Origin of the sequence: Streptomyces wuyuanensis (assembly GCF_900103455.1) — a bacterium.
GTDB classification, from domain to species: Bacteria; Actinomycetota; Actinomycetes; order Streptomycetales; family Streptomycetaceae; genus Streptomyces; species Streptomyces wuyuanensis.
On the sequence record NZ_FNHI01000028.1, the window covers coordinates 34,119 to 59,424 of the forward strand.

Sequence of the window (25,306 nt, forward strand, 5' to 3'; positions counted from 1 at the left end):
ATTCCGGCGCCCCCAACTGCTGACAGAACGGCCGTCGCAAGGTACCGTCACCCGAAGTTCACTTCGGTGGACTAGACCCATCCTTCCTTTTACTCGGATCGTCCGGCACGTTCCTGCCGGTGAAGGGACACATCACCATGGCCACTGTCACGTTCGACAAGGCGACCCGGATCTACCCGGGCTCCACCAAGCCCGCGGTCGACGGCCTCGACATCGAGATCGAGGACGGCGAGTTCCTCGTCCTCGTCGGCCCCTCGGGCTGCGGCAAGTCCACCTCGCTGCGCATGCTCGCCGGGCTTGAGGACGTCAACGGCGGAGCGATCCGCATCGGTGACCGCGACGTCACCCACCTCCCGCCGAAGGACCGGGACATCGCCATGGTGTTCCAGAACTACGCGCTCTACCCGCACATGACCGTCGCCGACAACATGGGCTTCGCGCTCAAGATCGCCGGCGTGAACAAGGCCACCATCCGGCAGAAGGTCGAGGAGGCCGCGAAGATCCTCGACCTGACCGAGTACCTGGACCGCAAGCCGAAGGCGCTGTCCGGCGGTCAGCGGCAGCGTGTGGCGATGGGCCGGGCCATCGTGCGCGAGCCGCAGGTGTTCCTCATGGACGAGCCGCTGTCGAACCTCGACGCCAAGCTCCGCGTCTCGACCCGTACGCAGATCGCGAGCCTCCAGCGCCGCCTCGGCATCACCACGGTGTACGTGACGCACGACCAGGTCGAGGCCATGACCATGGGCGACCGGGTCGCCGTGCTCAAGGACGGCCTGCTGCAGCAGATCGACTCGCCGCGGAACATGTACGACCGCCCGGCGAACCTCTTCGTCGCCGGCTTCATCGGCTCCCCGGCCATGAACCTGGTCGAGGTGCCGATCACCGACGGCGGTGTGAAGTTCGGCAACAGCGTCGTCCCGGTGAGCCGGGAGGCGCTGTCGGCGGCCGCGGACCGCGGCGACCGCACCGTCACGGTCGGCGTGCGCCCCGAGCACTTCGACGTGGTGGAGCTGAACGGCGGCGCCGCGCAGTCGCTGAGCAAGGACTCCGAGGACGCGCCGGCCGGTCTCGCCGTGACCGTGAACGTCGTCGAGGAACTCGGCGCGGACGGCTACGTGTACGGCACCGCCGAGGTCGGCGGCGAGAAGAAGGACCTGGTGGTCCGCGTCAACGGCCGGTCCGTGCCGGAGAAGGGCGCGGAGCTGCACGTCGTGCCGCGGCCGGGCGAGACGCACGTCTTCTCGACGTCGACGGGCGAGCGCCTGAGCGACTGACGCACCACGACGCTCGGCAGCGGCCCCCTCGCGGAAGGCGAGGGGGCCGCTGCCGTCTATCGATAAATACCCCGCCATATCGGGCAATTCACACACCGGCGTCAACCTGCGATTCGAATAATTCCCTCGAACCATCCCCCGCAGGGGTGACTAAATGTCTCCAAATCACTACCGGCCGCTACGCTCGCCTCCGTGACCCAGACAGCAGCCCGCCGAATCGGCCGTACTCTCGCTCTCGTCCTGCCCGTCGTCCTGGTGCTCTCCGGAACTCTGGCGGTCACCAGCGTCCCGTGGGCGAACCGCAGCACCGAGTCCCAGATGCTCACCGCGTCGTCGCAGAACGTGTCGGTCCGCGCGGCGTCCCGTGCCCCGCACGACGTCCTCCGCGAGAAGCTCCTCACGGACTTGCAGCAGAAGGACCCGGGTGTCGCGCTCACGAACCTCCAGCGCGCGGTCGAGGGCCGGCCGTCACTGGCACGGCACTGCATGACGATCGCCCGCGACCTGGGCCGTGCCGCCGTCGCACGCTACGGACCCACGCGCGCCCAGTCGTTCTCGCGCCCCGTCTGCGACACGTCCTTCGCCGCCGGCGTCTCGCAGCAGGCGCAGGGCAACTGGGGAAGCTGACGTCCCTCCCGGCCGACAGCGGCCGGGAGGCAGGGCCGGAGGACCCGCGGGTGGGGCACCGCATATCGTGCCCCTATGCAGACCCATCCGACCCAGGCCGTGGTCCTGGCGGGCGGCCAGGGCTCCCGGCTGCGCCCGTACACCGACGACCGCCCCAAGCCGATGGTCGAGATCCCCGGAACGGGGACCCCGATCATCGGCCATCAGCTTTCCTGGCTCGCCGCCGAGGGCGTGACGGACGTCGTGGTCTCGTGCGGCCATCTCGCCGAAGTCCTGCAGGAGTGGCTCGACTCCGCGGTGCTGCCGCTGCGCGTCACGACCGTGGTCGAGACGGAGCCGCTGGGCCGCGGCGGCGGCCTGAAGCACGCCGCGAAGAGCCTCCCGCACCCCGACGAACCGTGGTACGCCACGAACGGCGACATCTGGACCCGCTTCTCGTTGCGTGAGATGGCCGAGTTCCACTCGGAACGCGACGCCACCGCCACGCTCGCCCTGGCCCGCCCCCGCATTCCGTGGGGCGCCGTGGAGACGGACGAGTTCGGCCACGTCCTCGACTTCATCGAGTCGCCGCCGTCGCCGTATCTGATCAACGCCGGCGTGTACGTGTTCTCGTCGGCCTTCACGGATCTGCTGCCCGACCGCGGCGACCACGAGCGGACCACGTTCCCCCGGCTGGCACGGGAGCGCTCGCTGGCCGGGTTCCCGCTGCCGCAGGGGGCGTACTGGCGCGCGATCGACACGGCCAAGGACCTCACCGAGGCCGCGAGGGAACTCACCTCCCAGCCGCGCTGAGCCCCACGGCGGTGCATCCCTCGCCGACGCGCGCCCCGCTGCCACGCACCGCTCGCCGGCACGCGTCCTCACCCACGTCCCACGGCCGCGTGCCGGTCGTGGGACGGACGGGAAGGCGCGGACGGGAAGGGGGACCGGCCGGAGGGCGCCGTACACGAAGGGGCGGTCACCGAGCACCACTCGCGCTCGGTGACCGCCCCAGTCGCTTCAGCCGAGAAGGCCGCCGATCGGGTTCCGGTTGCCGCCGCTGCCGCCGCCGCCACCCGTACCGCCGTTGCCGCCCCCGCCGTCGGAGCCGCCGACCGAACCGCCCGAACCGCCGCCCGTGCCGCTCGGGTCCCCCGCTCCGGACGAGGAGGGTCCGGAGCTGCCGGACGGCGGGTCCACGGGCTCGGACTGGACGGGGGCCTGCTGTCCGTCGGTGCCCCGGGACTCGCTGGGCCGGCCCGCATCGCCGGCGCTGCCCGACTCGGTGGCCGTCTCGGACGGCTCGGCCCGCTCCGCGGCGGGGCTGCTCGACTCGCTCCTGGCGGGCTGGGCGCTCCGCTCGGCCTCGCGGGTCGGGCTGCGCCGGCCGGACTCGCTGGGGAGCGCGGCGCCCGGGAGGTGGTTGGTCGGGTCGACGTTCGGGCCGGGAACGGTCACGAGTTCCGTGGAGCGAACGGCGCCGCCCAGGACCGAGCCGATGAGCAGCGTCAGACCGACCACGACGGCGGCGACCAGGCCGCCACGGCGCAGCACACGGCGCCGCAGCTCCCACAGTTCGGAGCGCGGGCCGAGCTTGCGCCAGGCCTCGCTGGCGAGACGGCCGTCGACCGAGTAGACGGGCGCGCCGGCGATGATCAGCGGCGACCAGGCCGCGAGGTTCATGATGTCCGGCGCGTCGTACACCGGGACGGTCCGCCAGCTGACGGTCATGATCAGTGCGGCGGAGAGCGACGCGCCGACGACGGCCGCGACACGCTGCCACAGGCCCAGGACGGTGAGCACGCCGACGACGACCTGGAGGAACGCGACGGTGAGGCCCGCGCCGACGGGATGGGCGAGGGCGAAGTCGCGCAACGGCTCGGCGAGGGTCCAGGGCTCCAGGGACGCCAGCCACTTGATCATGGAGCCGCGCTCGCCGCCGTCGAAGTACACGGGGTCGCAGAGCTTGCCCATGCCGGCGTAGATGGAGATGAAGCCGAGGAAGACCCGGAGCGGGAGCAGGACGACTCCGAGGTTCATCCGGCGGCCGGGGTAGTACGCGTGCCGGACGCCGCCCTGCGATGCGGTCGCGGTCCGGTGGGCACCGCCGCGGCCGTCGTGACGGGCGAAGTCGGTCGCCTCCTCGGCCTCCTCGCCGTAGGGCTCGTACGCGTCGTACGCGCCCTCCGCCGGCCGCATCGGGGGCAGCAGCGGCTCCCGGCGCTGGGCGCCGATGACGGGGGTGGTGAGGGTGTCCGGGGCGGCGGCCGAGTCGACCCGGGGGATGACCTGTGTGGCGGTCCCGATGTCGAGGCCGTGACCGCTGTCGAGGATCCGGGTGTCGTCGAAGGCCCGGGTGTCGTCGAACGCGGGGCGGCCGTCGTATCCGCGTCCGGAGTGGGTGACGGATCCCGCGCTGCGCACGGCCTGGAGCAGCCCGGAGGCCCCGGGATCGCCCGGGGCGGACTTCCCGCTCCACACGACGGGTGCCCGGCGCCGCGCCACGGTACGCGCTCCGGCACCGCTGAGGGCGGGGATCCTGGCGGTGTCGACCATCCCCCGGACGGGGCGCCTGGTCTGACTCGGGCCGAGCTTCACCCGGAAGCTGGCGTGGTTCACGATGACCTGCGCCGGATCGCAGTCCACCTTGGGGGTGCTCAGGGGGAGCTGATCGTCGAATCCGGGCCGGGGCGTTCTGGTGTCCACACTCATCTAACCGAGTGACCTGTCCTTAGGACACTGCCTTGACGGCCCCGAAATGTCCGAGACCCGTCAAGATCGTTCCCGGCTCGGGCGCCGCCCCGCGGCCCCGCGCGGAGGGTGCGCCGCGCGCACGCCCCCGACGTGCGCGCGGCGCCTTCGGAACGTACGGTTCCGAAGGCATCGCCGACCTCCGTCAGCCCCGGCGGCGCGCCGCCTCGTAGAGGACGACGCCCGCCGCGACACCGGCGTTGAGGGACTCCGCCCCGCCCGGCATGGGGATCCGGACGCGGAAGTCGCAGGTCTCGCCGACGAGTCGGGACAGGCCCTTGCCCTCGCTGCCGACGACGATGACGACCGGGCCGTCGAGGGCCTCCAGCTCGCCGACCTCGACCTCGCCGTCCGCCGCGAGGCCGACCACCGTGATGCCGGCCTTCTGGTAGGCCTCCAGGGCCCGGGTCAGATTGGTGGCGCGCGCCACCGGCGTACGGGCGGCGGTGCCCGCGGAGGTCTTCCAGGCGCCGGCGGTCATGCCCGCCGCCCGGCGCTCCGGCACGACCACGCCGTGGCCGCCGAACGCCGCGACGGAACGCACGACCGCGCCGAGGTTCCTCGGGTCGGTGACCCCGTCGAGGGCGACGATCAGCGGGTCCTCGCCGTCGTCGAAGGCGGCGGCCGCGAGGTCCTCGGGGTGGGCGTACTCGTACGGCGGGACCTGCAGGACGAGGCCCTGGTGGTTGAGCCCGTTCGTCATCCGGTCCAGCTCGGCGCGCGGCGCCTCCATCAGGTGGATGTTGCCGCGCTGCCCGGCGAGCTGAAGTGCGTCACGCACCCGCTCGTCGTTGTCGATGAACTGCTGGACGTACAGCGTCGTCGCGGGCACACCGTCGCGCAGCGCCTCGAAGACGGGGTTGCGGCCGACGACCATCTCGGACGAGCCCTTGCCGCCCCGGCGGGCGACCGGGCGCCGCTGGGCCTGCTTGGCCTTGGCGTTGGCGATGCGGTTCTTCGCATGGCCCTTGCGCGCGGACGCGGGCGGGGTCGGGCCCTTGCCCTCGAGGGCGCGGCGCCGCTTGCCACCGCTGCCGACCGTCGCGCCCTTCTTGTTGGACGTGCGGCGGTTCCTGCGCTGGCTGTTCCCGGCCATGACTACCTGTTTCCCTGAATCCTCGTGGGTCCCGAGCGGTGCTTCCCGGTCCCAGGTGCGTGTGTGCGTACGTAGGAAAGTGTGCCGCCCGGGCGGCCGGGCGGCACATTGTCGCTGGTCAGCGAGGCGCGATCGTCCATCGCGGGCCGTCGGGGCCGTCCTCGACGGCGAGCCCGGACTGGTTGAGCTGGTCCCGGATCGCGTCCGCGGTGGCCCAGTCCTTGCGGGCCCGAGCGGACTCCCGCTGCTGGAGGACGAGCCGGACGAGGGTGTCGACCACGCCGTGCAGGTCCTCGCCGCGGTCGGCCTCGCCCGCCCAGTGCGGGTCGAGCGGGTCGAGACCGAGGACGCCGAGCATGGCGCGCACCTCGGCGAGCCGGGCGACGGCCTCTTCCTTGTCGTCGGCGGCGAGCGCCGAGTTGCCCTGGCGGACGGTGGTGTGGACGATGGCGAGCGCCTGGGGGACGCCCAGGTCGTCGTCCATGGCCTCGGCGAACGCGGGCGGCACCTCGGCGGCGGGAGCGACCGTCTTCCCCGCCTTCTCGGTGACCCGCTGGATGAAGCCCTCGATCCGCGCGAACGCCGACTCCGCCTCGCGCAGGGCCTCCTCGCTGTACTCGATCATCGAGCGGTAGTGCGGGGTGCCGAGGTAGTAGCGCAGGACGATGGGCCGCCAGTTCTTGACCATCTCGCTGACGAGGACAGAGTTGCCCAGCGACTTCGACATCTTCTCGCCGCTCATGGTCACCCAGGCGTTGTGCACCCAGTACGACGCGAAGTCGTCGCCGAAGGCCTTTGCCTGCGCGATCTCGTTCTCGTGGTGCGGGAAGACCAGGTCGAGCCCGCCTCCGTGGATGTCGAACGCGGAGCCCAGGTACTTGTGGGCCATGGCCGAGCACTCCAGGTGCCAGCCCGGCCGGCCGCGTCCCCACGGGGTCTCCCAGGACGGCTCGCCGGGCCGCTCCGCCTTCCACATGGCGAAGTCGCGCGAGTCGCGCTTGCCCGTCTCGTTGTCACCCGAGGGCTGACGCAGATCGTCGATGTCCTGGTTGGAGAGTTCGAGGTAGTCGGGGAAGGACCGCACGTCGAAGTAGACGTTGCCGTCGGCCTCGTAGGCGTGGCCGCGTTCGATCAGGCCGCGCATCATCTCGACCATCTCGGTGATGTGGCCGGTGGCGCGCGGCTCGTAGGCGGGCGGCAGGCAGCCCAGGGCCTGGTAGCCCGCGTTGAACGCGCGCTCGTTCTCGTACCCGATCGCCCACCAAGGACGTCCCTGGTCGGCGGCCTTGGTGATGATCTTGTCGTCGATGTCCGTCACGTTGCGGACGAACGTGACGCCGTAGCCGCGGTACTCGAACCAGCGGCGCATGATGTCGAAGTTGAGCCCGGACCTGATGTGCCCGATGTGCGGAGCGGACTGCACGGTCGCGCCACACAGGTAGATCGAGACACAGCCCGGCGTGAGCGGGACGAAGTCGCGGATCTGCCGGGCGCTGGTGTCGTACAGCCGAATAGTCACGCCTCAAGAGTAGTGGGCCGGTGGCAGTGCCCCGCGCCCTTGTGGGACGCGGGGACTGGATTTCGAACGGTGAGCCGCGCCACGGCCCGCGGCCGGTTCAGGCGAGCGGTCCGACGACCTTCCGCGGGGTGACCCGGACGACCACGCGGGGCGCGTCCTTGCCCGACTCCGGGTTGAACTCCGCGTACCTCTTGCCGGTGTACTTCACGGCCAGTTCGTCGATCAGCTCCTGGCCGCCCTCCTCGGTGAGGGTGACGGTGCCGCGGACCTCGGCGTAGGTGTACGGCGCGTCGACGGGCTGGACGACCACGGTGGCCCGCGGATCGCGCCGGAGGTTCTTCTCCTTGCGCCGCCCGAGCGTCGTGGAGATCAGCAGGTCGTTCCCGTCGCGCTTGACCCACACGGGGGAGACCTGAGGGCTGCCGTCGGGCTGGATGGTGGCGAGATCGACGAACACGGGGCCGTCGAGGATGTCCTTGAGCTTGTCGCTGAGTGCGGCGGTCACGGTGCGGTCCTTCCTGGACTTCGGCGCGCTGGGGTGCGTGCGCAGGAATTCGTTGACGTCACAACCGCATCTACCCCACCGAGGGTCCCGTACGGCTCAGGACGCGCGGAAGACGAGTGCCGTGGCGATCGCGGCCAGTCCTTCGGCCCTGCCGGTCAGCCCGAGCCCGTCGGTCGTCGTCCCGGAGACGGCGACCGGGGCGCCGGCGGCGGCGCTCAGCGCCTTCTGCGCCTCGTCCCGGCGCTTGCCGATCTTCGGACGCACGCCGATGACCTGGACCGCGATGTTGCCGATCTCGAAGCCCTCGGCGCGGACGATCCTGGCCGCCTCGGCGAGCAGCGTGACGCCGGAGGCACCGGACCACTCGGGCCGGCCGGTCCCGAAGTGGGCGCCGAGATCGCCGACGCCCGCGGCGGAGAACAGGGCGTCGCAGGCGGCGTGGGCGGCGACGTCCCCGTCGGAGTGACCGGCGAGGCCCCAGCCGTCGGAGTCCTCCCACAGGAGCCCCGCGCACCACAGCGCGCGGCCCTGTTCGAAGGCGTGGACGTCGGTGCCGATGCCGACGAGCGGCAGGGCGGGGATGTGCGCGGCGGGCGGCGTGGCCGGCCCGGGCGTGTCAGAAGCCATCGTTGGCCCTCCTGCGGGCTAGCACGGCCTCGGCGAGGACCAGGTCGATCGGGCGGGTCACCTTGAACGCCTCCTCGTGGCCGGGTACGACCACCACCGGGGCGCCGAGGCGCTCGACCATCCCCGCGTCGTCGGTGGCGCCCTCACCGCCGACGGCGACGGTCTCGTGCGCGCGCACGAGCGTGTCGCGGTCGAAGCCCTGAGGCGTCTGCACCGCGCGGAGCCTGGCGCGCTCGGGCGTGGCGAGGACGGGCTCGGGTGCGCCCTTCTCCCGCGGCTCGACCTCCTTGACGGTGTCGGCGAGCGGCAGGGCGGGGACGACGGCGGGCGCCCCGTCGAGAACCGCCGCGATCACGGCGTCGACGGTTTCGACGGGAACGAGCGGGCGGGCGGCGTCGTGGACAAGGACCGTGCCGATGGTCTCGGGCAGTACGTCGAGGCCGAGGCGAACGGACTCCTGGCGGGTGTCACCGCCCGGCACGACGAGGTAGTCGGTGCGCTCGGGCAGGGCATGCGCGTCCAGCAGGTTCTTGACCTCGGGGGCGCCGTCCGGCGGGGCCACCACGACGACGAGCGCGACGGCGCGGGAGGCGGCCATGGCGCGTACGGCGTGGATCAGCATGGGCGTGCCGTTGAGCGCGCGGAGCGCCTTGGGGGCGCCCGGGCCCAGCCGTACGCCCCGGCCGGCCGCGGGAATCACCACGGCGGTGCGGCCCGTGCGCGTCTGTTCTGACATCGGTTCCACTCCGGAGATCAAATTCGCGGGAAGTCGCGGGAAGCCGCCGGAAGCCGGAAAGGAACGGCCCCCAATTCGGCATGTCCAGCGGGAATTGACATGGCCAGGTTTGTTCCCTCGGCCGATATGGGTATGGCCTGGGCGTACCCCAACCGAGGGTTGGGGAGTGCCGGGCGCGACGCCCTCGACCGGACCCTTCCGTGACGACCGGTCGAGCCGGCTGTCCGCCCGGCCCGGCGCACCAGGAGGGCAGGGGACGGGGGGACACACACCGGGTAGGGAACAACGGGCGGTGTGCGGGATGCGCGGTGAACATGCCGCAGTGCCCGGCGACACAACCTTCCGGCTGGATCAGCGGGCACCGCGGCATTCAGTTCTGCACCGTGGACACGCCCCTGACGCCGGACCGCCGGCCTCAGGACCTGCTTCACAGCAGGACGCGCGTCAGGACGCGAGGACCTCGTCGAGCAGGGCCTCGGCCTTGTCCTCGTTGGTGTTCTCCGCGAGAGCCAGCTCGCTCACCAGGATCTGGCGAGCCTTGGCCAGCATGCGCTTCTCTCCGGCGGAGAGACCGCGCTCGCGCTCGCGACGCCACAGGTCACGCACCACTTCGGCGACCTTGATGACGTCGCCGGAGGCGAGCTTCTCGAGATTTGCCTTGTAGCGACGGGACCAGTTCGTCGGCTCCTCGGCATACGGCGCGCGCAGCACGTCGAAGACCCGGTCCAGCCCGTCCTGACCGACCACATCGCGCACGCCAACGAGATCCGCATTGTCCGCCGGCACACGAACCGTCAAGTCGCCCTGGGCGACCTTGAGCACCAAGTAGGTCTTGTCCACGCCTTTGATCTGGCGAGTTTCGATGGCCTCGATCAGCGCGGCCCCGTGATGGGGATAGACCACGGTGTCGCCAACCTTGAACGTCATGTGACAGGTACCCCTTCCGTGGCTATCCAGGGTAACACGAGAACGGCTTCTTCTGAATGGCGTTTTCGCAGGTCAGGGCATATCTCGGGGCTTGACAACAGCAACGTGGACGTGCTGCGGACGGCTTCCGGAAGACGGTATTCGCAGGTCGGAGCGGCTGCACGGGCGCCTGGAAACACGGGCGTTACGCACCTCACAACCTCCGCCCAAGCGGACGAAAGTCCCGATATGCCGGATTCTCAGCAGTCTACTTCGCGTACTCCGTTCGAGGCTCGGTCACCCGTCCGGCGGGACACCCGGGAAGGAATCTCGAATTGATCATCCGGAGATCGATGGAAGATCACCGGGGCCCGTCACGGCTTTCCGGAGGAATGGACGGCAGACCCTGAATTGATCACGATGCTTATGTGAACGACGGATGAAATCCGGCCCGGCACACGGTTCGGATCCGGCCGCGGGAGGGCGGCCGGGGCACCCCGGCCGTGTCGGGGCGGGTCGGGTGCGGGAGGCCGACGGGGGGTCGGTAACCTAAGCCCGCTGACCGATCTTCACCCCGTCCGTACGTCCTAGGAGATGCCGCCGCCGTGAGCAGCAGCCTTCGACGCGGCGCCCTCGCCGCGACTGCCCTCCTGATCTCGATCGCCTCCCTCTCCGCATGCGCCGCGGGCAACGACGCGCAGACGCTCGGCGTCAGGCCGGACAACGCCGAGACCTCGGTGGGCGACATCAAGATCCAGAACGCGACGGTGATCACCCAGCCGCAGCCCGGTGTCCAGGGCCAGGCCGCCGTGTCGGCGACCCTGTTCAACGACGGGACCAAGGAGCAGACGCTCGACTCCGTCACCCTGCCCGGCACCAAGGCCACGGTGAAGCTGTCCCCCGCCACCGGCTCCGGCCCGATCACGGTGGCCCCCGGCGGCTCGGTCGTCCTGGGCGGCAAGGGCAACCCGTCCGGCGTCGTCGAGAACAGCGCCGAGGCCGGCCGGCTGGGCGACGTCCAGCGGATCGTCTTCCGGTTCAGCGAGACCGGCGACGTCCCGGTCGACGCGTTCGTCGTGCCCGCGGCGGACTACTACCGCGACTACGGCCCGTCCAGCGTGCCGCAGCCGCCGGCCTCGTCCCCGGCCGCCAGCCCGACCGGCTCGGCCCCGGCGGAGGGCGCCCACGGCAACGAGGCCGAGGACGGCGAGAGCGGCGACCACAGCGGCGAGCACAGCGGCGAGCCCACCCCGTCGGACTCCGCCTCCGCGTCCCAGAACGCGGGTCACTGACACCCCTCCGGCACGGCGTGTGAACCCGGGGCGCCTCGCCTCGCGCACCGGCCGTGCACGGCACGTACGAAGGCGGCCCCGCCGGGACTTCCCGGCGGGGCCGCCTTCGTACGCACTCGGCCCGAACTCGGCCCGACCCGGACGGGGCCGGGGCGGGCCTACGGCTCGAACTTGTAGCCGAGGCCGCGCACCGTCACCAGGTAGCGCGGGGCTCCCGGGTCGGGCTCGATCTTGGCGCGCAAGCGCTTGACGTGGACGTCGAGGGTCTTGGTGTCCCCCACGTAGTCCGCGCCCCAGACGCGGTCGATCAGCTGCATGCGGGTCAGGACGCGGCCCGCGTTGCGCAGGAGCATCTCCAGGAGGTCGAACTCCTTCAGCGGGAGGTCGACCTTCCCGCCCGCCACCGTGACCACGTGACGGTCCACGTCCATGCGGACCGGACCGGCCTCGAGCGCCGCCGGGGCGACCTCCTCCGGCTCGCCGCGACGGCGCAGGACCGCGCGGATGCGGGCGACCAGCTCCCGCGAGGAGAACGGCTTGGTCACGTAGTCGTCGGCTCCGATCTCCAGGCCGACGACCTTGTCGATCTCGCTGTCCTTGGCCGTGACCATGATGACCGGGACGTTGGACCGGCCGCGCAGCTGGCGGCAGACCTCGGTGCCGGGCAGTCCGGGCAGCATCAGGTCGAGCAGGACGAGGTCGGCTCCGTTGCGCTCGAACTCGTCGAGGCCCTCGGGCCCGGTGGTCGCGACCGCGACCTCGAAGCCCTCCTTGCGGAGCATGTAGGAAAGAGCGTCGCTGAAGGACTCCTCGTCCTCGACGACAAGCACTCGGGTCACGGAAGGACCTCCGGGGCAGGCAGTGGTTCGCGTGGTGTGGTCCGAAGATGAGGACCGGAAGGGGAGTCGGGGTCCGAGTCCGGCCGGCGCTCCGCCCCGGCACCGGGGCCGTCGCGGTGACCGGGAGCGGCGTCGGAATCGGGACCGGAGTGGGATTCGGAATCGGGTGCTGCTGGATCGGGGTCGTACGGTCCGTCGTCGGCACGGTCGCCGCCCCGGACCTGCGTACGGTCCCTGACGGAGCCGGCCTCCGGCAACCGCAGGGTGAAGGTGGAGCCCTGGCCCTCGGTACTCCAGACCGTGACCTCCCCGCCGTGTGAGGCGGCCACGTGCTTGACGATGGCCAGGCCCAGGCCCGTGCCGCCGGTCGCGCGGGAGCGGGCGGGGTCGACGCGGTAGAACCGCTCGAAGATCCGCTCGCGGTCCTTCTCGGAGATGCCGATGCCCTGGTCGGTCACCGCGATCTCGATCTGGTCCCCGCCCGGCGCGGTGACGCGGCGCGCGGCGATACCCACGCGGGTGCGGGCCGGGGAGTAGTTCACGGCGTTCTCGACGAGATTGCCGAGCGCCGCAGCCAGCTGGCCCCGGTTGCCCCAGACGTGCAGGCCGACGGCGCCTCCACCGGTGCCGTCGCCCCGGGAGGTGCCGCCGACGGCCATGGTGATCTGCTTGGTCGACGCCGTGTGGCGGGACCGGTCGATGGCCTCCGCGACCAGTTCGTCCACGCGCACGGGCTCGGCGTCCTCCAGCGGGTCGTCGTTCTGCACCCGGGAGAGGTCGATGAGCTCCTGCACGAGGTTGGTCAGCCGGGTGGCCTCGATCTGCATCCGGCCCGCGAAGCGGGTGACCGCCTCGGGGTCGTCGGAGGCGTCCATGACGGCCTCGGAGAGCAGCGAGAGAGCGCCGACCGGGGTCTTGAGCTCATGGCTCACGTTGGCGACGAAGTCGCGCCGTACCGCTTCGATGCGCCGGGCCTCGGTGAGGTCCTCGACGAGCAGCAGCACCAGGCGGGAGCCCAGCGGAGCGACCCGGGCGGAGACGGCGAGGGCCTCGCCGCGTCCGGTGCCGCGCCGCGGCAGGTCGAGTTCCACCTGCCGTATCTCGCCGTCGCGGCGGGTGTCGCGGGCCATGTGGAGCATGGGTTCCACGGCCAGCTTGCCGCCCCTGACCAGGCCGAGCGCATACGCGGCCGAGCTGGCCTTGACGACGGAGTCGCTCTCGTCGAGCACGACCGCCGAGGAGCGCAGCACGGAGAGCACCGTGTCGACGCCGGGCGGCAGCACGGCGTCCGTGTGCAGGGAACTGCGGGTGGGCCTCGCCTGGTCGCGCTCGCTCCAGCGGAACGCCAGCATGGCGATCACGCCGGTGCACACCCCGGCGATCGCGGCCAATGCGGCGACCGCCGCGTTCACGTCCATGCATCCAGGTTATGCACGCTCGTCGCGGCTCTCCCAGCCATCCGAGTGGCACCTCGAACAGTCGTCGCCCAGAGTTCACCAAGGGGAAGGGAGCGGTTCACTTGGCAGGGTGGATCCGGACGCGTTGCGGACGGAACGTGGGAGCGTGGGGGTTCAGCCCCACCCGGACCCCCTGACGCTTTCTAGAGAGGGAACCCCATGCGGGACGCGTACCACGAGGAACTGGACTCGATCGGCGAGGGCCTCGTCGAGATGGCCAGGCTGGTCGGCTCGGCGATCGGGCGCGCCACCACGGCCATGCTCGACGCCGATCTCAAGCTCGCGGAGAGCGTGATCGCCGCGGACCAGAAGGTCGACGATCTGCAGCACGATCTGGAGGCCCGGGCGATAGCCCTGCTGGCCCGCCAGCAGCCGGTCGCGACCGACCTCCGCATCGTGGTGACCTCGCTGCGCATGAGCGCGGACCTGGAGCGCTCGGGCGACCTGGCCCAGCACGTGGCCAAGCTGGCCCGGCTGCGCTTCCCGGACTCGGCGGTCCCGCGGGACCTGCACGCGACCATCCTGGAGATGGGGCAGCTCGCGCAGCGTCTGATGGCGAAGGCCGCGGAGGTCATCATCACCAAGGACGTCGACCTGGCACTCCAGCTGGAGACGGACGACGACGAGATGGACCTGCTGCACCGCACGCTCTTCACGCACCTGATCGACGACCGCTGGAAGCACGGCATCGAGACCGCGGTCGACGTCACGCTGCTCGGGCGCTACTACGAGCGGTACGCCGACCACGCGGTGGCCGTCGCCAAGCGCGTCGTGTACCTGGTCACGGGCGAACACGCGGACGAGCTCCAGCCGGAGACGAGAGTCGAGGGCGCGTAGCGGGCGGACCGGCGGCGGGCGGCGGCGTCCGGCGGCGGGCGGCGCCCGGTGACGTCCGGCGGTGACCGGTGACGTCCGGCGGTGGGCGGCGCCCGGTGGCCTCCGGCGGTGACCGGCGGTGTCCGGTGCGGGCGGGGACCCGGGCCGGGAACGGCGGCGGGGCGGTCGGGCGGGGCGGGGCGGTCGGCGCGCCGGGCGGGGAGCGGCTCGCGGCGACTTGGCCTCCGTGCGCCGTTGATGCGCCGGGCCGAGTGGGCATGCAATGGGGAGAGGCGTCAAAGGTGCGCCTTTGAGGAGGATCCCATGGCCGACTCCCCCACGACCGACCCGCGCCAGGAAGTGTCCGTCGAAGTGCCCCTGGAGCCGCGCCGGCTCCCGTTGCTCGGTGCCTGCGGCTGCGGCTCGGGCTGTGGCTGCGGCTGCCAGTCGGGCGCGCCCTGCCAGTGCGGCTGACCGTCCGTGCGCCCGAGGGACCCGTCCGTGCGGACGGGTCCCTTCGGGCCGCCGTGGGGAAAGCGGACGTTCGCAGCGCAGGGAGCGGACGGCGCACCATACCCGGCGCGCGGTTCCTCAGGAGACGGGAGCCAGGTCCAGTACGCCGACGGTCTGGCCGCCGCTCATCTCACCGGTGGTCCGGAAGCCGAGCTTCAGATAGAACGCGCCGGGCCCGGCATCCCCCGGCTCCCAGGTCGTGAAGAGGCGGTCCCGTCCGCGCCGCCTGATCTCCTCGCCGACCGCCCCCACGGCGAACCGTCCGTACCCTCGGCCCTGCGCATCCGCGGCGATGTTCAGCCGCCACAGACCGCTGCGCCGGTCCTCCGGGAACTTGGCCGGATTCCACGCGATGTCGAGGAACGCCATGAGGAAGCCGACGAGCCGGTCCCCGTCGAACATCAGCCGCGGCCAGGCCGTCTCACCCCACGCGTACGCCTCGGCGAGCGAGACGGCGACCGGCTCGACGTTCTTCTCCTGCTCGGGCCGCACGCCCAGCTTCAGCGCGGCTTCCACGTTGTCCGGCGTGATCTTCTCCAGGCGCAAGGTCATTCGCGCACGCTAGCAACGAACGCGCCCCCGCCCGGGGGCGGTTCGTTGCCGCGCACTGCTGCCGCCCGCGCTCACCTCACGGCGACGAGGATGACCACGACGTCGTTGAAGTTCCTGTCGAAGTTGTCGTAGTACCGGTCGTAGTACCGATCGTGGTGCCGGTAGTCGCGGTAGTCGTCGTAGTAACCGCAGCCCCCGCCCCTCCAGTCGGAACATCCACGATCAGCCGTTACCTGGCTCGCGGCGAGCGCCCCGGTTGCCGGCAGCACACCGAGTGCGAGCCCTGCGACTCCTGCCGACAACGCGGCTACGATCCTGCGGCGCATTCCCATGCACCTCCGACCATGAGAATTAATCGGACTTTCAAGGCATTTCCAGCGTCCTCCCCCTACGGGGACCTGTCAAAGAGAACGGCGACCATGACCGGCGAACACACTTCCTGCTGGTCTGCGACGACGTTCCCCGGGAGATGCTGCTCACGGATCCGGGCGAGGCAGCGGTCGCGGCCCTCCGGGGCGCGGGCGGGCGAGCAGAGGTGCGGGAGCGGCCGGAGCGGGACCGCCTCGAGATCTCACGGGCGGCATCGCGACGCGGCACCTCATGCCCTCCAGCCGGGAACAGACCAGCAGAGCCGTGTCCGAGATTTTTGTGAAGTGTCTGCACCCCGAACCGTGATCAGCAAGTGGTTCGGCAGGATGCTCAAGCGCGGTTACTTCGGGGAGGGAATCCATGCACTCTGCGGATGACGTCATCAATCTGATCCATCTGGCCGACAGGCCCGGCACCAGTGGGCACAGTGTCTCTGTGCGCGTCCTGGGTCGCTCTCAACCCGGAATCCTGACCGGCCATGACCTCCTCGATTGCGAGATCGTCATCGTGGCTGAGGAGTCCCTCAATGCCTCCTTCGTGGTGACCCTCTTCCCTGAGGACCTGGAGGACTGGGAGGAGACTTTGGTGGGGCTGGAGGCCCGACGGTTCGCCACGTGGCTCAACTCCGGGCGGACTCCTTCCATGAGGTTCAAGCCCCAGGAGAGCGGCGGGCTCTTGGTGTCCGTGCACGACGGGCCGTCGACTGGGATCACGGTCACTCTCCCGTTGTTCGTGCTACCGCCGACGTGGGCCGCCGAGCAGCGCGACCTTCTCACCCGGGTGCGTGAGGTCTACCGCCCTGATGTGGTAGAGACGTCACCCGGTGCGTACGAGTGGCGGGGTGACCGCCACTCCTGACGGCCCAGAGACGACCCCGGGACAGCCATAAGCCCCCTCCTCGCGGAAAAGTCGCAGGTAGGGGGCTTAAAGCGGTCGCGTTACTTCTTCTTGCCCTGGTTCTTGACGGCCTCGATCGCCGCCGCCGCGGCCTCGGGGTCGAGGTACGTGCCGCCCGGGTTGAGCGGCTTGAAGTCGGCGTCCAGGTCGTACGCCAGCGGGATGCCCGTCGGGATGTTCAGGCCCGCGATGTCGGCGTCGGAGATGCCGTCCAGGTGCTTGACCAGGGCCCGCAGGCTGTTGCCGTGGGCGGCGACGAGGACCGTGCGGCCGGTCAGCAGGTCCGGGACGATGGCGTCGTACCAGTACGGGAGCATGCGGACGACGACGTCCTTGAGGCACTCGGTGCGCGGACGCAACTCCGGCGGGATCGTCGCGTAGCGGGCGTCGTGCGCCTGGGAGAACTCGTTGTCGTCGTCGATCGGCGGCGGCGGGACGTCGTAGGAGCGGCGCCACAGCATGAACTGCTCCTCGCCGAACTCCGCGAGGGTCTGCGCCTTGTCCTTGCCCTGCAGAGCGCCGTAGTGGCGTTCGTTCAGACGCCAGGAGCGGTGCACCGGGATCCAGTGGCGGTCCGCGGCCTCCAGCGCGAGCTGGGCGGTGCGGATGGCGCGCTTCTGGAGCGAGGTGTGCACCACGTCGGGGAGCAGACCGGCGTCCTCGAGCAGCTCGCCGCCGCGGACAGCCTCCTTCTCGCCCTTCTCGGTGAGGTTGACGTCCACCCAGCCGGTGAACAGGTTCTTCGCGTTCCATTCGCTCTCGCCGTGGCGGAGGAGGATCAGCTTGTACGTCGCGTCGGCCATGGGGCCGAGCCTAATCGACGCCCGTCACGGCCGACGATTGACGTCCGGCGTCAATTCACTGGCCTTCCGGAGCAGCCCGCTTGTAAGTTGCTGATCGCCGCAGAGCCACTTACACCGCCCCGGGGGGATGCCCGTATGTCCGTAGCCGCGCTCAGACGGGCCGCGAGGGAGAGCGTCTCGGGTCTGCCCCGGGCGTTCTGGTGGTTGTGGACCAGCACCCTGGTCAACCGGCTCGGCGCCTTCGTCGCCACCTACACCGCCCTGTACCTCACGCTGGAGCGCGGCTACTCCGCCTCGTACGCCGGCCTCGTCGCGGCCCTGCACGGCCTCGGCGGCGTCGTCTCGTCGCTGGGCGCCGGGGTCATGGCCGACCGGCTGGGGCGGCGGCCCACGCTGCTGCTCGCCCAGACCTCGACCGCCGCCTCCGTGGCCCTGCTCGGCTTCATGGAGCACCCGGTGGCGATCGCCGCCGTCGCCGGTCTCGTCGGCATGACGAGCAACGCCTCCCGTCCGGCCGTGCAGGCGATGATGGCGGACATCGTCCGGCCCAAGGACCGGGTGCGGGCCTTCTCCCTCAACTACTGGGCGATCAACCTCGGTTTCGCGATCTCCTCCGCCGGCGCCGGGCTCGTCGCCGAGTACAGCTACCTCGCCGGCTTCCTCGGCGAGGCCGCGCTCACCCTCGTCTGCGCGGTCGTCGTCTTCGTCAAGCTGCCGGAATCCCGGCCGGAGCGCACCGCCACGGGGGACCCGGCCGAGCCGGAGATCAGCCTCGGCACCGTGCTGCGCGACGGGCGCTACATGGGGGTGGTCGGGCTGTCCTTCCTCCTCGCCCTCATCTTCATGCAGAGCTCGGTCGCCCTGCCGGTCGCGATGGGCATGGACGGCTGGTCGCCCTCGGACTACGGCTTCGTCATCGCCCTCAACGGCGTGCTCATCGTCGCCCTGCAGATCCCGGTCACGCGTCTGATCGAACACCGCGACCCGCAGCGCCTGCTGGTCGTCTCCGCTCTTCTCGCCGGCTACGGCTTCGGCCTCACCGCGTTCGCCGGCTCGCTCGGCGTCTACGCGCTGACCGTCGTCGTGTGGACGCTCGCGGAGATCGTCAACTCCCCCACGCAGATGGGCCTGGTGGTCAGGCTGTCCCCGGTGCACGGCCGCGGCCGCTACCAGGGGGTCCACACCCTCTCCTGGTCGGCGGCGGCGCTGCTCGCCCCGCTGATGGCCGGCTACGCCATCGACCACTTCGGCGCCGCCTGGCTGTGGGCGTCGTGCGCGGTCATCGGCACCGTGGCGGCGCTCGGCTACTGGCTGCTGATGCGCGGGCTGCCGGACGGCCCCGCCGCGTCCGGGGACCAGGCGCCGCCCTCCGCGGTCCCGGTGCAGCCGGCCCCACCTGCCGAGCCCGTGGCGACAGCCGCCGTACCCGCCACCTCCGTGCCGACGGCATCCGTACCGGCAGAGCCCTCCTGCGAGGGCGGGACGGGGGCCGAGATCAGGATCGCCACCGGGACCGAGACCATGGCCGGGGCCGGGCCCGAGGCCGGGACCGGAACCGGCACGGCGGACGCAGCGGCAGTCGGGAAGTCCGCCGTCTGACGGGCGCGGCGGCGGGCCGGGAGGGGTTCACCGGGCGGAGGCTCACGGTTCGCGGTCCGACGGGGGACGACCGGAGCCCGCGGAGAATCGGCCGCCCGCCGGATCGCTCCGCCGGCGGATTCAGCCCACCCGCGGCCCGCGGTGTCAGCCGCTGTGTCACCCCGCCCGCGGAGTCAGTCCGCGGCCCGCTGGGTCAGATGCGTGAACGCCTCGAGATTGCGCGTGGACTCGCCGCGCGCGACCCGCCAGGCGTACTCCTTGCGAATGGCGCCGGCGAAGCCCAGCTCCAGCAGGGAGTTGAACGCGCCGTCCGCGGCCTCCAGCACCGTCCCGAGCAGCCGGTCGAGCTCCTCGGAGCCGACCGCCGACAGCGGGAGCCTGCCGACGAGGTAGACGTCACCGAGCCGGTCGACCGCGTAGCTCACCCCGTACAGCTTGAGGTTGCGCTCCAGCAGCCAGCGGTGGACACCGGCCTCGTTCTCGTCGGGGTGGCGGATGACGAAGGCGTTGACGGACAGGGTGTGCCGGCCGACGCGCAGGGAGCAGGTCGTGGCGAGCTTGCGCGTACCGGGGAGGGTGACGACGTAGGAACCGGGCTCCGGGGACTCCCACTCGAGTTCCGCGTCCTTGAGGTACGCCTCGATGATCTGCCGTGCGTCAGCCATGGTGGGAGCGTACGCGACGGCGGTGTTCGTGCATCGCGGCCGTGTAGACGTCGGCGGTGGCCGAGGCCGCCGTGTCCCAGCCGAAGGATCGGGCGTGCGCGGCCGCGGCCGCGCCCATCCGGCTCGTCAGACGCGGATCGTCGACGAAGCGGCGCAGTGCTCGGGCGTAGTCCGCCGGGTCGTGGCCGGCCACCAGGAAGCCGGTCCTGCCGTCCCGAACGGCCACCGGCAGGCCGCCGACCGCAGCCGCGACGACCGGCGTGCCGGCCGCCTGCGCCTCTATGGCGACCAGCCCGAACGACTCGCTGTGCGAGGGCATGACCAGCACCGATGCCGCCCGGAACCAGTCCGCGAGCCGGTCCTGCGCGACCGGTGGCCGGAACTGCACCACATCGGCGATGCCGAGCCGGGCCGCCAGCTTCTGCAGGCCCTCCGGCTTGGCCAGCCCGCTGCCGCTCGGGCCCCCCACTATCGGTACGACCATGCGGGACCGCAGCGAAGGGTCCTCCTCCAGCAGCAGCGCGACGGCCCGCAGTAGCACGTCCGGGGCCTTCAGCGGCTGGATGCGGCCGGCGAACAGCGGGATCACGGCGTCCTTCGGCAGACCCAGACGGGCCCTCGCAGCCGAGCGGCCGTCGGCGACCCGGAAGCGGTCGAGGTTCACGCCGGGGTGGACGACGGCGACCTTCGCGGGGGCGGCGCCGTAGTGGCGGATCAGTTCCCCGGCCTCTTCGGCGGTGTTGGCGATCAGCCGGTCCGCCGCGTCGACGATCTGGGTCTCGCCGATCACCCGGGCCGCCGGCTCGGGGGTGTCGCCGTCGGCGAGCGCGGCGTTCTTGACCTTGGCCATGGTGTGCATGGCGTGGACGAGGGGGACGCCCCAGCGTTCGGCGGCCAGCCAGCCGACGTGGCCGGACAGCCAGTAGTGGGAGTGGACGAGGTCGTAGTGGCCGGGCCGGTGGCCGGCCCACGCCCGCATGACACCGTGTGTGAACGCGCACAGCTGCGCCGGCAGGTCCTCCTTCGCCAGGCCCTCGTACGGACCGGCGTCGACGTGCCGGACCAGTACGCCCGGCGCCAGTTCGACGGCCTGGGGCAGGCCCCCCGTGGTGGCGCGGGTGAAGATCTCCACCTCCACGCCGATGGCCGCCAGCCGCCTGGCCAGCTCCACGATGTAGACGTTCATTCCGCCCGCGTCGCCGGTGCCCGGCTGGTGCAGGGGCGAGGTGTGCACGCTGAGCATGGCCACCCGGCGCGGTCGGCGGTGGTGGCCGGGCAGCCGCAGCCGGGGCGGCACCGCCAGGGTGCCGGCGAGCCGGGACAGGTACTGGCTCACGGGGACGGTCCTCTCGGCTCTGGTGCACGGGCATGACGAACAGAGGACAACCAGGGCCCTCCAAAGCCGCTCAACAGTGGAACCATCTCGTTCATTTCCTGTCCCCCTCCCCCTTTGCCCAATCGTTGCCAAGGGCGGGCCGGTGATCCCGAGGGATGCGAGAGCCTGCGCGCCGGTGGCCCGCCGCGCTGCGGGAGGGCCTGCGGCCGGTGGGCCCGCGACGCTCCCTTTTCCTCCGGTTTACCCTCGTGTGCATGCCGCCGCGCCCCGTCACGCCCTCCTCCCGCCCCGTGGGCACGGTGACCCGCGGCACCACCAATCCGAACCGGCTGCGCCGCATGGACCGCTGGATCGCCGCGGTGCACGGCCCGGCGCTGCGCCGCTCGACGGTCGCGCCCGTCGCGGTCGACCTGGGCTACGGGGCCGCCCCCTGGACCGCGGTGGAACTGCTGCAGCGACTGCGCGCCGCCGAGCCCCGTACCCGGGTCGTGGGTGTCGAGATCGAGCCGGCCCGGGTGGAGGCGGCCCGTCCGTACGCGCGGGACGGTCTGAGCTTCGTGCACGGCGGCTTCGAGGTCCCGCTGCCCGGTCCGGTCAACCCACTCGTCATCAGGGCGGCGAACGTACTGCGCCAGTACGACGAGGATCAGGTCGCCGAGGTGTGGCAGCGGCTGTGCGCCCGTCTCGCCCCCGGCGGCCTCCTGGTGGAAGGGACCTGCGACGAGATCGGCCGGCGGCACGTGTGGGTGGCGCTCGGGCCCGAGGGCCCCAGGTCCGTCACCTTCGCCACCCGTCTCGGCTCGCTGGACCGGCCTTCCGACCTGGCCGAACGGCTGCCCAAGGCGCTGATCCACCGCAATGTGCCGGGCGAGCCGGTCCACGCGTTCCTGCGGGACTTCGACCGGGCGTGGGCTGCCGCGGCACCTTACGCGTCGCTCGGTGCACGGCAGCGCTGGATCAGGGCGGTGCGCCTGCTGGCCGCGGACTGGCCGCTGACGGACGTCCGTACGGACGGGCGGCGGCGGTGGCGGCAGGGCGAAGTGACCGTCAAGTGGTCGGCGCTGGCGCCCGGTTCCGTCTGACGGGTGCCGCCGACGCCCGGGCGGGGCACGTCCCGCTGACGGACCGCTCCCGACAGGTTGCGGCCGGCGGGGGGGCTTCTCCGGGGCGGGGATCGGCGGAGGGGGATCGGCCGGCATGGTGCTACCTCTCCGGAGCGGGGCGCGGGGGCGCACGCGCCGGGCGCGCAGGAGGCCACCCGGAACACCGCGGCCGGAACGGGGAACGCAGCCCGGGGTTCGTTCGTCGGAGGGGTGGAAGTGATCTACGGCTGGTCCATCCGCGGGAACAGGGGGGTGCGTGAAGGGTGACGGACCCGACTGCGGACGGGTGACAGAAGTGACCGGGGCGGACTTGCTCTGTCGCTTTGACGCGGGCCATGGCACCATCGCGTCGAAAGCCGTAAGTTACTGACGGTAAATCATATTTAGAGAGCCGAGAGTCGTCTGGCGTTGTCCGGAGGGGGACTTGTGAACCGACGCCGTTGTGCCGCCGCCGCCATCACGGTGGTGAGCGCCGTGACGCTGCTGGCCGCGCCGGGCCAGGCTTTCGCCGTGCCCCAACCGCCCGAACCTCCCAGGAAGAGCCTCGAAGAGGTGCGCAAGGAGCTCGACGAGCTCTACCGCAAGGCCGCTTCGGCCACGGACGCGTACAACCTGGCCGAGGAGCAGGCCGACCGCCAGTCGGCCCAGATCGTGAAGCTGGCCCAGGAGATCGCCAAGGGGCAGGCCAGGATCGACGACCTCAAGGACCGGGCCGGCGCCACGGCCCGCGCCCAGTACCGGGGCGGCGGACTGCCGCCGGAGGCGCAGTTCGTCCTCACCGACGACCCGCAGCTCTTCCTCGACGCCGCCGGACGCATCAAGGCGGGCGGCAAGGCGACGAAGGACCTCCTCGGCGAACTGAACCGGACCCAGGCCGACTTGCAGGCGTACAGCAAGCAGGCCAGCACCCAGTGGGCGCTGCTGGAGGCGAACCGGGTCAAGAAGGAAAAGCACAAGAAGGAGATCAACAAGCAGATCGCCGCGGCCCGGACGATAGAGGCACAGCTCCAGAAGGAAGAGCTGGCGCGACTGCAGAAGCTGGAGCAGGAAGCCGCGTACCGGGCCCAGACGGCCTGGCTGGACTCCGGCGTCCTCGAGGAGGTCAACGGCCGGGCGAGCGATCAGGGCAAGGCCGCCGTCGCGTTCGCCACCAAGCAGATCGGCAAGCCCTACGTATGGGGTGCGGAGGGGCCGGGTTCCTACGACTGCTCCGGACTCACCTCACAGGCCTGGGCGGCCGCCGGGCGCGGCATTCCGCGCACCTCGCAGGAGCAGTGGCGGCTGCTGCCGCGCGTCGACATCAAGGACATGCGCCCCGGCGACCTGATCATCTACCACGCCGACGCCAGCCATGTGGGGATGTACGTGGGCGACGGCGCGATCGTCCACGCACCCCGCCCCGGGCGGAACGTGACGCTCGCCGGCGCGGGCTCGATGGCGATCCTCGGGGTCGTCCGTCCGGACAAGTGAGCGAAACCACAACAAGAAGGACGGAGTGAGCCGGGTCACGCGGGAGTTGCGTGACCCGGCTCACCTGCGCCGCGTGACGTTCGTCATCAGCCGGGGAGCAACTACGCCCTGATGCGCGGCATATGCCAACCACTCTTCCCGGAACGCCATTCCCCCGCACCCCCCGCTACCGCTATGGTCCCGGTCTGGTGGGACGTCGTTCGTCGCCCCACCGCGCCCTCGGGGGGAGGGAAGGAAACACACCGATGTCCGTACCCGTTCCGCGCCAGCGGACCGGCTCAGCAGTCACCGTAGGCCCCATCGCCGCAGCGCCCGCCACCGCAGGTCCCATCGCCGCCGACCCCGTCTCGGAGTCCGCGGGCGGCGGCGACCTGATGCTCCTCGTCATCGAGGACGACCCGGCGGGCACCTTCACCGTCCCCGAGCTGCTGGGCGCCGCCGGTACGCGCGTCCGTATCCGCACGGCCCGCAACCTCACCGAGGCCGAGCGGCTCCTCACGGACGACATCCACTGCATCCTCGTCGACCTCGCGCTGCCGGGCTCCGCCCGCGACCGCGCCGAGGGCGACGAGCTCGCCGTGCTGCGCCACGTCCTGCGGATCGCGCCGAAGCACGCCGTGCTGGCGCTGACCGCGGACGCCGACTCCGAGCGCGCGGCCGAGGCCGTACGGGTCGGGGCACAGGACTTCCTGCACCGGGACGAGCTGGACGGACGGGTCCTCAGCCGGGCCATCCGCTACGCCGTCGAGCGCAAGCGCGCCGACAGCGCCCAGGTGAAGCTGGCCGAGTCGCGACTGCGGGCGCAGGAGAACGCCCGACTCGAGCGCGGGCTGCTGCCCACGCCCCTGCTCCAGGGCAGCGACCTGCGGTTCGCGGCCCGCTACCGCCCCGGACGCTCACGCGCCCTCCTCGGCGGTGACTTCTACGACACGGTCCGCACCCCGGACGGCACGGTCCACGCGATGATCGGCGACGTCTGCGGGCACGGCCCCGACGAGGCCGCCCTCGGCGTGGAGCTGCGCATCGCCTGGCGGGCGCTGACGTTCGCCGGGATGTGCGGCGACGAGCTGCTCTCGACGCTCCAGCAGGTACTGGAACACGAGCGCGAGAGCGACGAGATCTTCGCGACCCTCTGCACGGTCGACATCGCACCGGACGGCCGGCGGGCCGGCCTGTGCCTGGCCGGGCATCCCTCCCCGCTCATCGTCCGCAAGGGCCGGCCCGCGCGGCTGCTCCCGTACGAGAACGGGGGGCCGGCCCTGGGCCTGCTGCCGCGTGCCCGCTGGCCCCGCCGTCAGGTGGAGCTGGGCGCCGCGTGGAGCCTGATGATGTACACGGACGGCCTGATCGAGGGCCGGACCGGAGCGGGCGGGGACCGGCTGGGCCAGGACGGCATGGTGGACATGGTCAACCGCCAGCTCGCGGCCGGGCTCGGCGGCGAGGCGCTGCTGGAGGCCGCGGTGGCAGAGGTGCGCGAGCTGAACGGCGGCGATCTGACCGACGACGTGGCCGTGCTGCTGCTGGACCGCGACCGGCCGCACGGCTGAGGCCCGGCGGGGGCCGGGCCTCTGGGTG

The 25,306-nt window shown here is 71.7% G+C and carries 25 protein-coding genes; 11 read left to right on the plus strand and 14 right to left on the minus strand.

Going from position 1 to position 25,306, the window contains the following annotated elements; genetic code table 11:
- Nucleotides 1–137: 137 nt before the first annotated feature.
- The 3 genes from BLT82_RS31585 (at nucleotide 138) to BLT82_RS31595 (ending at nucleotide 2,693) form a co-directional block, all read left to right on the plus strand.
- Complete coding sequence (locus BLT82_RS31585; RefSeq protein ID WP_093661241.1) at nucleotides 138–1,274, plus strand: ABC transporter ATP-binding protein; 1,137 nt, start codon at nucleotides 138–140, stop codon at nucleotides 1,272–1,274.
- Between the two features lie 192 nt (nucleotides 1,275–1,466).
- Nucleotides 1,467–1,901, plus strand: coding sequence for a hypothetical protein (locus BLT82_RS31590; protein WP_093661084.1), 435 nt, complete (start codon nucleotides 1,467–1,469; stop codon nucleotides 1,899–1,901).
- 75 nt (nucleotides 1,902–1,976) lie between these two features.
- On the plus strand, nucleotides 1,977–2,693 hold the full coding sequence (locus tag BLT82_RS31595; protein WP_093661086.1) for a nucleotidyltransferase family protein: 717 nt from the start codon (nucleotides 1,977–1,979) through the stop codon (nucleotides 2,691–2,693).
- 207 nt (nucleotides 2,694–2,900) lie between these two features.
- On the opposite strand, the gene BLT82_RS31600 is transcribed toward BLT82_RS31595, so the two are convergent.
- From BLT82_RS31600 to BLT82_RS31630, 7 genes are all read right to left on the minus strand, one after another.
- Nucleotides 2,901–4,592 (minus strand): DoxX family membrane protein, encoded by a 1,692-nt coding sequence (locus tag BLT82_RS31600; RefSeq protein WP_093661089.1) that lies wholly within the window; start codon nucleotides 4,590–4,592, stop codon nucleotides 2,901–2,903.
- A gap of 184 nt (nucleotides 4,593–4,776) precedes the next feature.
- Nucleotides 4,777–5,727, minus strand: a complete 951-nt coding sequence (gene rlmB / locus BLT82_RS31605) for a 23S rRNA (guanosine(2251)-2'-O)-methyltransferase RlmB (protein ID WP_093661091.1) — start codon at nucleotides 5,725–5,727, stop codon at nucleotides 4,777–4,779.
- 118 nt (nucleotides 5,728–5,845) lie between these two features.
- Entirely contained in the window at nucleotides 5,846–7,246 is a 1,401-nt protein-coding gene (cysS, locus tag BLT82_RS31610) for a cysteine--tRNA ligase (RefSeq protein ID WP_093661093.1), read from the minus strand.
- Nucleotides 7,247–7,343: 97 nt separating this feature from the next.
- On the minus strand, nucleotides 7,344–7,751 hold the full coding sequence (locus BLT82_RS31615) for a PPOX class F420-dependent oxidoreductase (protein WP_093661094.1): 408 nt from the start codon (nucleotides 7,749–7,751) through the stop codon (nucleotides 7,344–7,346).
- A 96-nt stretch (nucleotides 7,752–7,847) separates the two neighbouring features.
- On the minus strand, nucleotides 7,848–8,378 hold the full coding sequence (ispF, locus tag BLT82_RS31620) for a 2-C-methyl-D-erythritol 2,4-cyclodiphosphate synthase (protein WP_093661096.1): 531 nt from the start codon (nucleotides 8,376–8,378) through the stop codon (nucleotides 7,848–7,850).
- On the minus strand, nucleotides 8,368–9,114 hold the full coding sequence (gene ispD, locus BLT82_RS31625) for a 2-C-methyl-D-erythritol 4-phosphate cytidylyltransferase (protein ID WP_093661098.1): 747 nt from the start codon (nucleotides 9,112–9,114) through the stop codon (nucleotides 8,368–8,370). Before ispD ends, ispF begins: the two co-directional genes overlap by 11 nt.
- A gap of 444 nt (nucleotides 9,115–9,558) precedes the next feature.
- Complete coding sequence (locus tag BLT82_RS31630) at nucleotides 9,559–10,041, minus strand: CarD family transcriptional regulator (RefSeq protein ID WP_017945956.1); 483 nt, start codon at nucleotides 10,039–10,041, stop codon at nucleotides 9,559–9,561.
- A 584-nt stretch (nucleotides 10,042–10,625) separates the two neighbouring features.
- Between BLT82_RS31630 and BLT82_RS31640 the strand changes: the two genes are divergently transcribed.
- The gene (locus tag BLT82_RS31640; protein WP_093661100.1) at nucleotides 10,626–11,312 is read left to right on the plus strand and encodes a DUF461 domain-containing protein; all 687 of its coding nucleotides are present in this window, start codon (nucleotides 10,626–10,628) and stop codon (nucleotides 11,310–11,312) included.
- A gap of 158 nt (nucleotides 11,313–11,470) precedes the next feature.
- Here the strand turns inward: BLT82_RS31640 and BLT82_RS31645 are convergent, their stop codons facing one another.
- Nucleotides 11,471–12,151: a two-component system response regulator PhoP gene (locus BLT82_RS31645; RefSeq protein WP_064067557.1), complete on the minus strand. Its 681-nt coding sequence runs from the start codon at nucleotides 12,149–12,151 to the stop codon at nucleotides 11,471–11,473.
- Nucleotides 12,148–13,569: a two-component system sensor histidine kinase PhoR gene (locus BLT82_RS31650; RefSeq protein WP_093661102.1), complete on the minus strand. Its 1,422-nt coding sequence runs from the start codon at nucleotides 13,567–13,569 to the stop codon at nucleotides 12,148–12,150. Before BLT82_RS31650 ends, BLT82_RS31645 begins: the two co-directional genes overlap by 4 nt.
- 198 nt (nucleotides 13,570–13,767) lie before the next feature.
- Here BLT82_RS31650 and phoU point away from each other — a divergent pair, with 198 nt between their 5' ends.
- Nucleotides 13,768–14,445, plus strand: coding sequence for a phosphate signaling complex protein PhoU (gene phoU / locus BLT82_RS31655; RefSeq protein ID WP_093661104.1), 678 nt, complete (start codon nucleotides 13,768–13,770; stop codon nucleotides 14,443–14,445).
- Nucleotides 14,446–14,748: 303 nt separating this feature from the next.
- Nucleotides 14,749–14,898, plus strand: coding sequence for a hypothetical protein (locus BLT82_RS37365; RefSeq protein ID WP_167746138.1), 150 nt, complete (start codon nucleotides 14,749–14,751; stop codon nucleotides 14,896–14,898).
- Between the two features lie 117 nt (nucleotides 14,899–15,015).
- On the opposite strand, the gene BLT82_RS31660 is transcribed toward BLT82_RS37365, so the two are convergent.
- Together BLT82_RS31660 and BLT82_RS31665 are read right to left on the minus strand one after the other, a co-directional pair.
- Nucleotides 15,016–15,489, minus strand: coding sequence for a GNAT family N-acetyltransferase (locus tag BLT82_RS31660; RefSeq protein WP_093661106.1), 474 nt, complete (start codon nucleotides 15,487–15,489; stop codon nucleotides 15,016–15,018).
- 71 nt (nucleotides 15,490–15,560) lie between these two features.
- Complete coding sequence (locus BLT82_RS31665; RefSeq protein WP_093661243.1) at nucleotides 15,561–15,791, minus strand: hypothetical protein; 231 nt, start codon at nucleotides 15,789–15,791, stop codon at nucleotides 15,561–15,563.
- A 427-nt stretch (nucleotides 15,792–16,218) separates the two neighbouring features.
- Between BLT82_RS31665 and BLT82_RS31670 the strand changes: the two genes are divergently transcribed.
- The gene (locus BLT82_RS31670; protein WP_093661108.1) at nucleotides 16,219–16,716 is read left to right on the plus strand and encodes a DUF5959 family protein; all 498 of its coding nucleotides are present in this window, start codon (nucleotides 16,219–16,221) and stop codon (nucleotides 16,714–16,716) included.
- An 80-nt stretch (nucleotides 16,717–16,796) separates the two neighbouring features.
- Here the strand turns inward: BLT82_RS31670 and BLT82_RS31675 are convergent, their stop codons facing one another.
- On the minus strand, nucleotides 16,797–17,558 hold the full coding sequence (locus BLT82_RS31675; RefSeq protein WP_093661110.1) for a phosphoglyceromutase: 762 nt from the start codon (nucleotides 17,556–17,558) through the stop codon (nucleotides 16,797–16,799).
- Nucleotides 17,559–17,693: 135 nt separating this feature from the next.
- Here BLT82_RS31675 and BLT82_RS31680 point away from each other — a divergent pair, with 135 nt between their 5' ends.
- Entirely contained in the window at nucleotides 17,694–19,157 is a 1,464-nt protein-coding gene (locus BLT82_RS31680; RefSeq protein WP_093661112.1) for an MDR family MFS transporter, read from the plus strand.
- 173 nt (nucleotides 19,158–19,330) lie between these two features.
- On the opposite strand, the gene BLT82_RS31685 is transcribed toward BLT82_RS31680, so the two are convergent.
- Together BLT82_RS31685 and mshA are read right to left on the minus strand one after the other, a co-directional pair.
- On the minus strand, nucleotides 19,331–19,822 hold the full coding sequence (locus BLT82_RS31685; RefSeq protein ID WP_093661114.1) for a type III secretion system chaperone family protein: 492 nt from the start codon (nucleotides 19,820–19,822) through the stop codon (nucleotides 19,331–19,333).
- Nucleotides 19,815–21,158, minus strand: a complete 1,344-nt coding sequence (gene mshA, locus BLT82_RS31690; RefSeq protein WP_093661116.1) for a D-inositol-3-phosphate glycosyltransferase — start codon at nucleotides 21,156–21,158, stop codon at nucleotides 19,815–19,817. The genes BLT82_RS31685 and mshA overlap by 8 nt, the downstream gene beginning before the upstream one ends.
- Nucleotides 21,159–21,412: 254 nt before the next feature.
- On the opposite strand from mshA, the gene BLT82_RS31695 reads away from it, so the two are divergent.
- From BLT82_RS31695 to BLT82_RS31705, 3 genes are all read left to right on the plus strand, one after another.
- On the plus strand, nucleotides 21,413–22,240 hold the full coding sequence (locus BLT82_RS31695; RefSeq protein ID WP_093661245.1) for a class I SAM-dependent methyltransferase: 828 nt from the start codon (nucleotides 21,413–21,415) through the stop codon (nucleotides 22,238–22,240).
- 447 nt (nucleotides 22,241–22,687) lie between these two features.
- Nucleotides 22,688–23,731 carry a C40 family peptidase gene (locus BLT82_RS31700; protein ID WP_093661118.1) on the plus strand — a complete coding sequence of 348 codons (1,044 nt, stop codon included), beginning with the start codon at nucleotides 22,688–22,690 and terminating at the stop codon, nucleotides 23,729–23,731.
- 245 nt (nucleotides 23,732–23,976) lie between these two features.
- Nucleotides 23,977–25,278 carry a PP2C family protein-serine/threonine phosphatase gene (locus BLT82_RS31705; RefSeq protein WP_093661120.1) on the plus strand — a complete coding sequence of 434 codons (1,302 nt, stop codon included), beginning with the start codon at nucleotides 23,977–23,979 and terminating at the stop codon, nucleotides 25,276–25,278.
- Nucleotides 25,279–25,306: the final 28 nt, after the last annotated feature.

What these genes read in the sequence shown, in the direction of transcription:
- BLT82_RS31585 (WP_093661241.1), top strand. Translation starts at nt 138, where the DNA reads ATGGCCACTGTCACGTTCGACAAGGCGACCCGGATCTACCCGGGCTCC.
- BLT82_RS31595 (WP_093661086.1), top strand. Translation starts at nt 1,977, where the DNA reads ATGCAGACCCATCCGACCCAGGCCGTGGTCCTGGCGGGCGGCCAGGGC.
- BLT82_RS31600 (WP_093661089.1), bottom strand. Translation starts at nt 4,592, where the DNA reads ATGAGTGTGGACACCAGAACGCCCCGGCCCGGATTCGACGATCAGCTC.
- rlmB (WP_093661091.1), bottom strand. Translation starts at nt 5,727, where the DNA reads ATGGCCGGGAACAGCCAGCGCAGGAACCGCCGCACGTCCAACAAGAAG.
- ispF (WP_093661096.1), bottom strand. Translation starts at nt 8,378, where the DNA reads ATGGCTTCTGACACGCCCGGGCCGGCCACGCCGCCCGCCGCGCACATC.
- ispD (WP_093661098.1), bottom strand. Translation starts at nt 9,114, where the DNA reads ATGTCAGAACAGACGCGCACGGGCCGCACCGCCGTGGTGATTCCCGCG.
- BLT82_RS31630 (WP_017945956.1), bottom strand. Translation starts at nt 10,041, where the DNA reads ATGACGTTCAAGGTTGGCGACACCGTGGTCTATCCCCATCACGGGGCC.
- BLT82_RS31650 (WP_093661102.1), bottom strand. Translation starts at nt 13,569, where the DNA reads ATGGACGTGAACGCGGCGGTCGCCGCATTGGCCGCGATCGCCGGGGTG.
- phoU (WP_093661104.1), top strand. Translation starts at nt 13,768, where the DNA reads ATGCGGGACGCGTACCACGAGGAACTGGACTCGATCGGCGAGGGCCTC.
- BLT82_RS37365 (WP_167746138.1), top strand. Translation starts at nt 14,749, where the DNA reads ATGGCCGACTCCCCCACGACCGACCCGCGCCAGGAAGTGTCCGTCGAA.
- BLT82_RS31660 (WP_093661106.1), bottom strand. Translation starts at nt 15,489, where the DNA reads ATGACCTTGCGCCTGGAGAAGATCACGCCGGACAACGTGGAAGCCGCG.
- BLT82_RS31670 (WP_093661108.1), top strand. Translation starts at nt 16,219, where the DNA reads ATGCACTCTGCGGATGACGTCATCAATCTGATCCATCTGGCCGACAGG.
- BLT82_RS31675 (WP_093661110.1), bottom strand. Translation starts at nt 17,558, where the DNA reads ATGGCCGACGCGACGTACAAGCTGATCCTCCTCCGCCACGGCGAGAGC.
- BLT82_RS31680 (WP_093661112.1), top strand. Translation starts at nt 17,694, where the DNA reads ATGTCCGTAGCCGCGCTCAGACGGGCCGCGAGGGAGAGCGTCTCGGGT.
- BLT82_RS31685 (WP_093661114.1), bottom strand. Translation starts at nt 19,822, where the DNA reads ATGGCTGACGCACGGCAGATCATCGAGGCGTACCTCAAGGACGCGGAA.
- BLT82_RS31695 (WP_093661245.1), top strand. Translation starts at nt 21,413, where the DNA reads ATGCCGCCGCGCCCCGTCACGCCCTCCTCCCGCCCCGTGGGCACGGTG.
- BLT82_RS31705 (WP_093661120.1), top strand. Translation starts at nt 23,977, where the DNA reads ATGTCCGTACCCGTTCCGCGCCAGCGGACCGGCTCAGCAGTCACCGTA.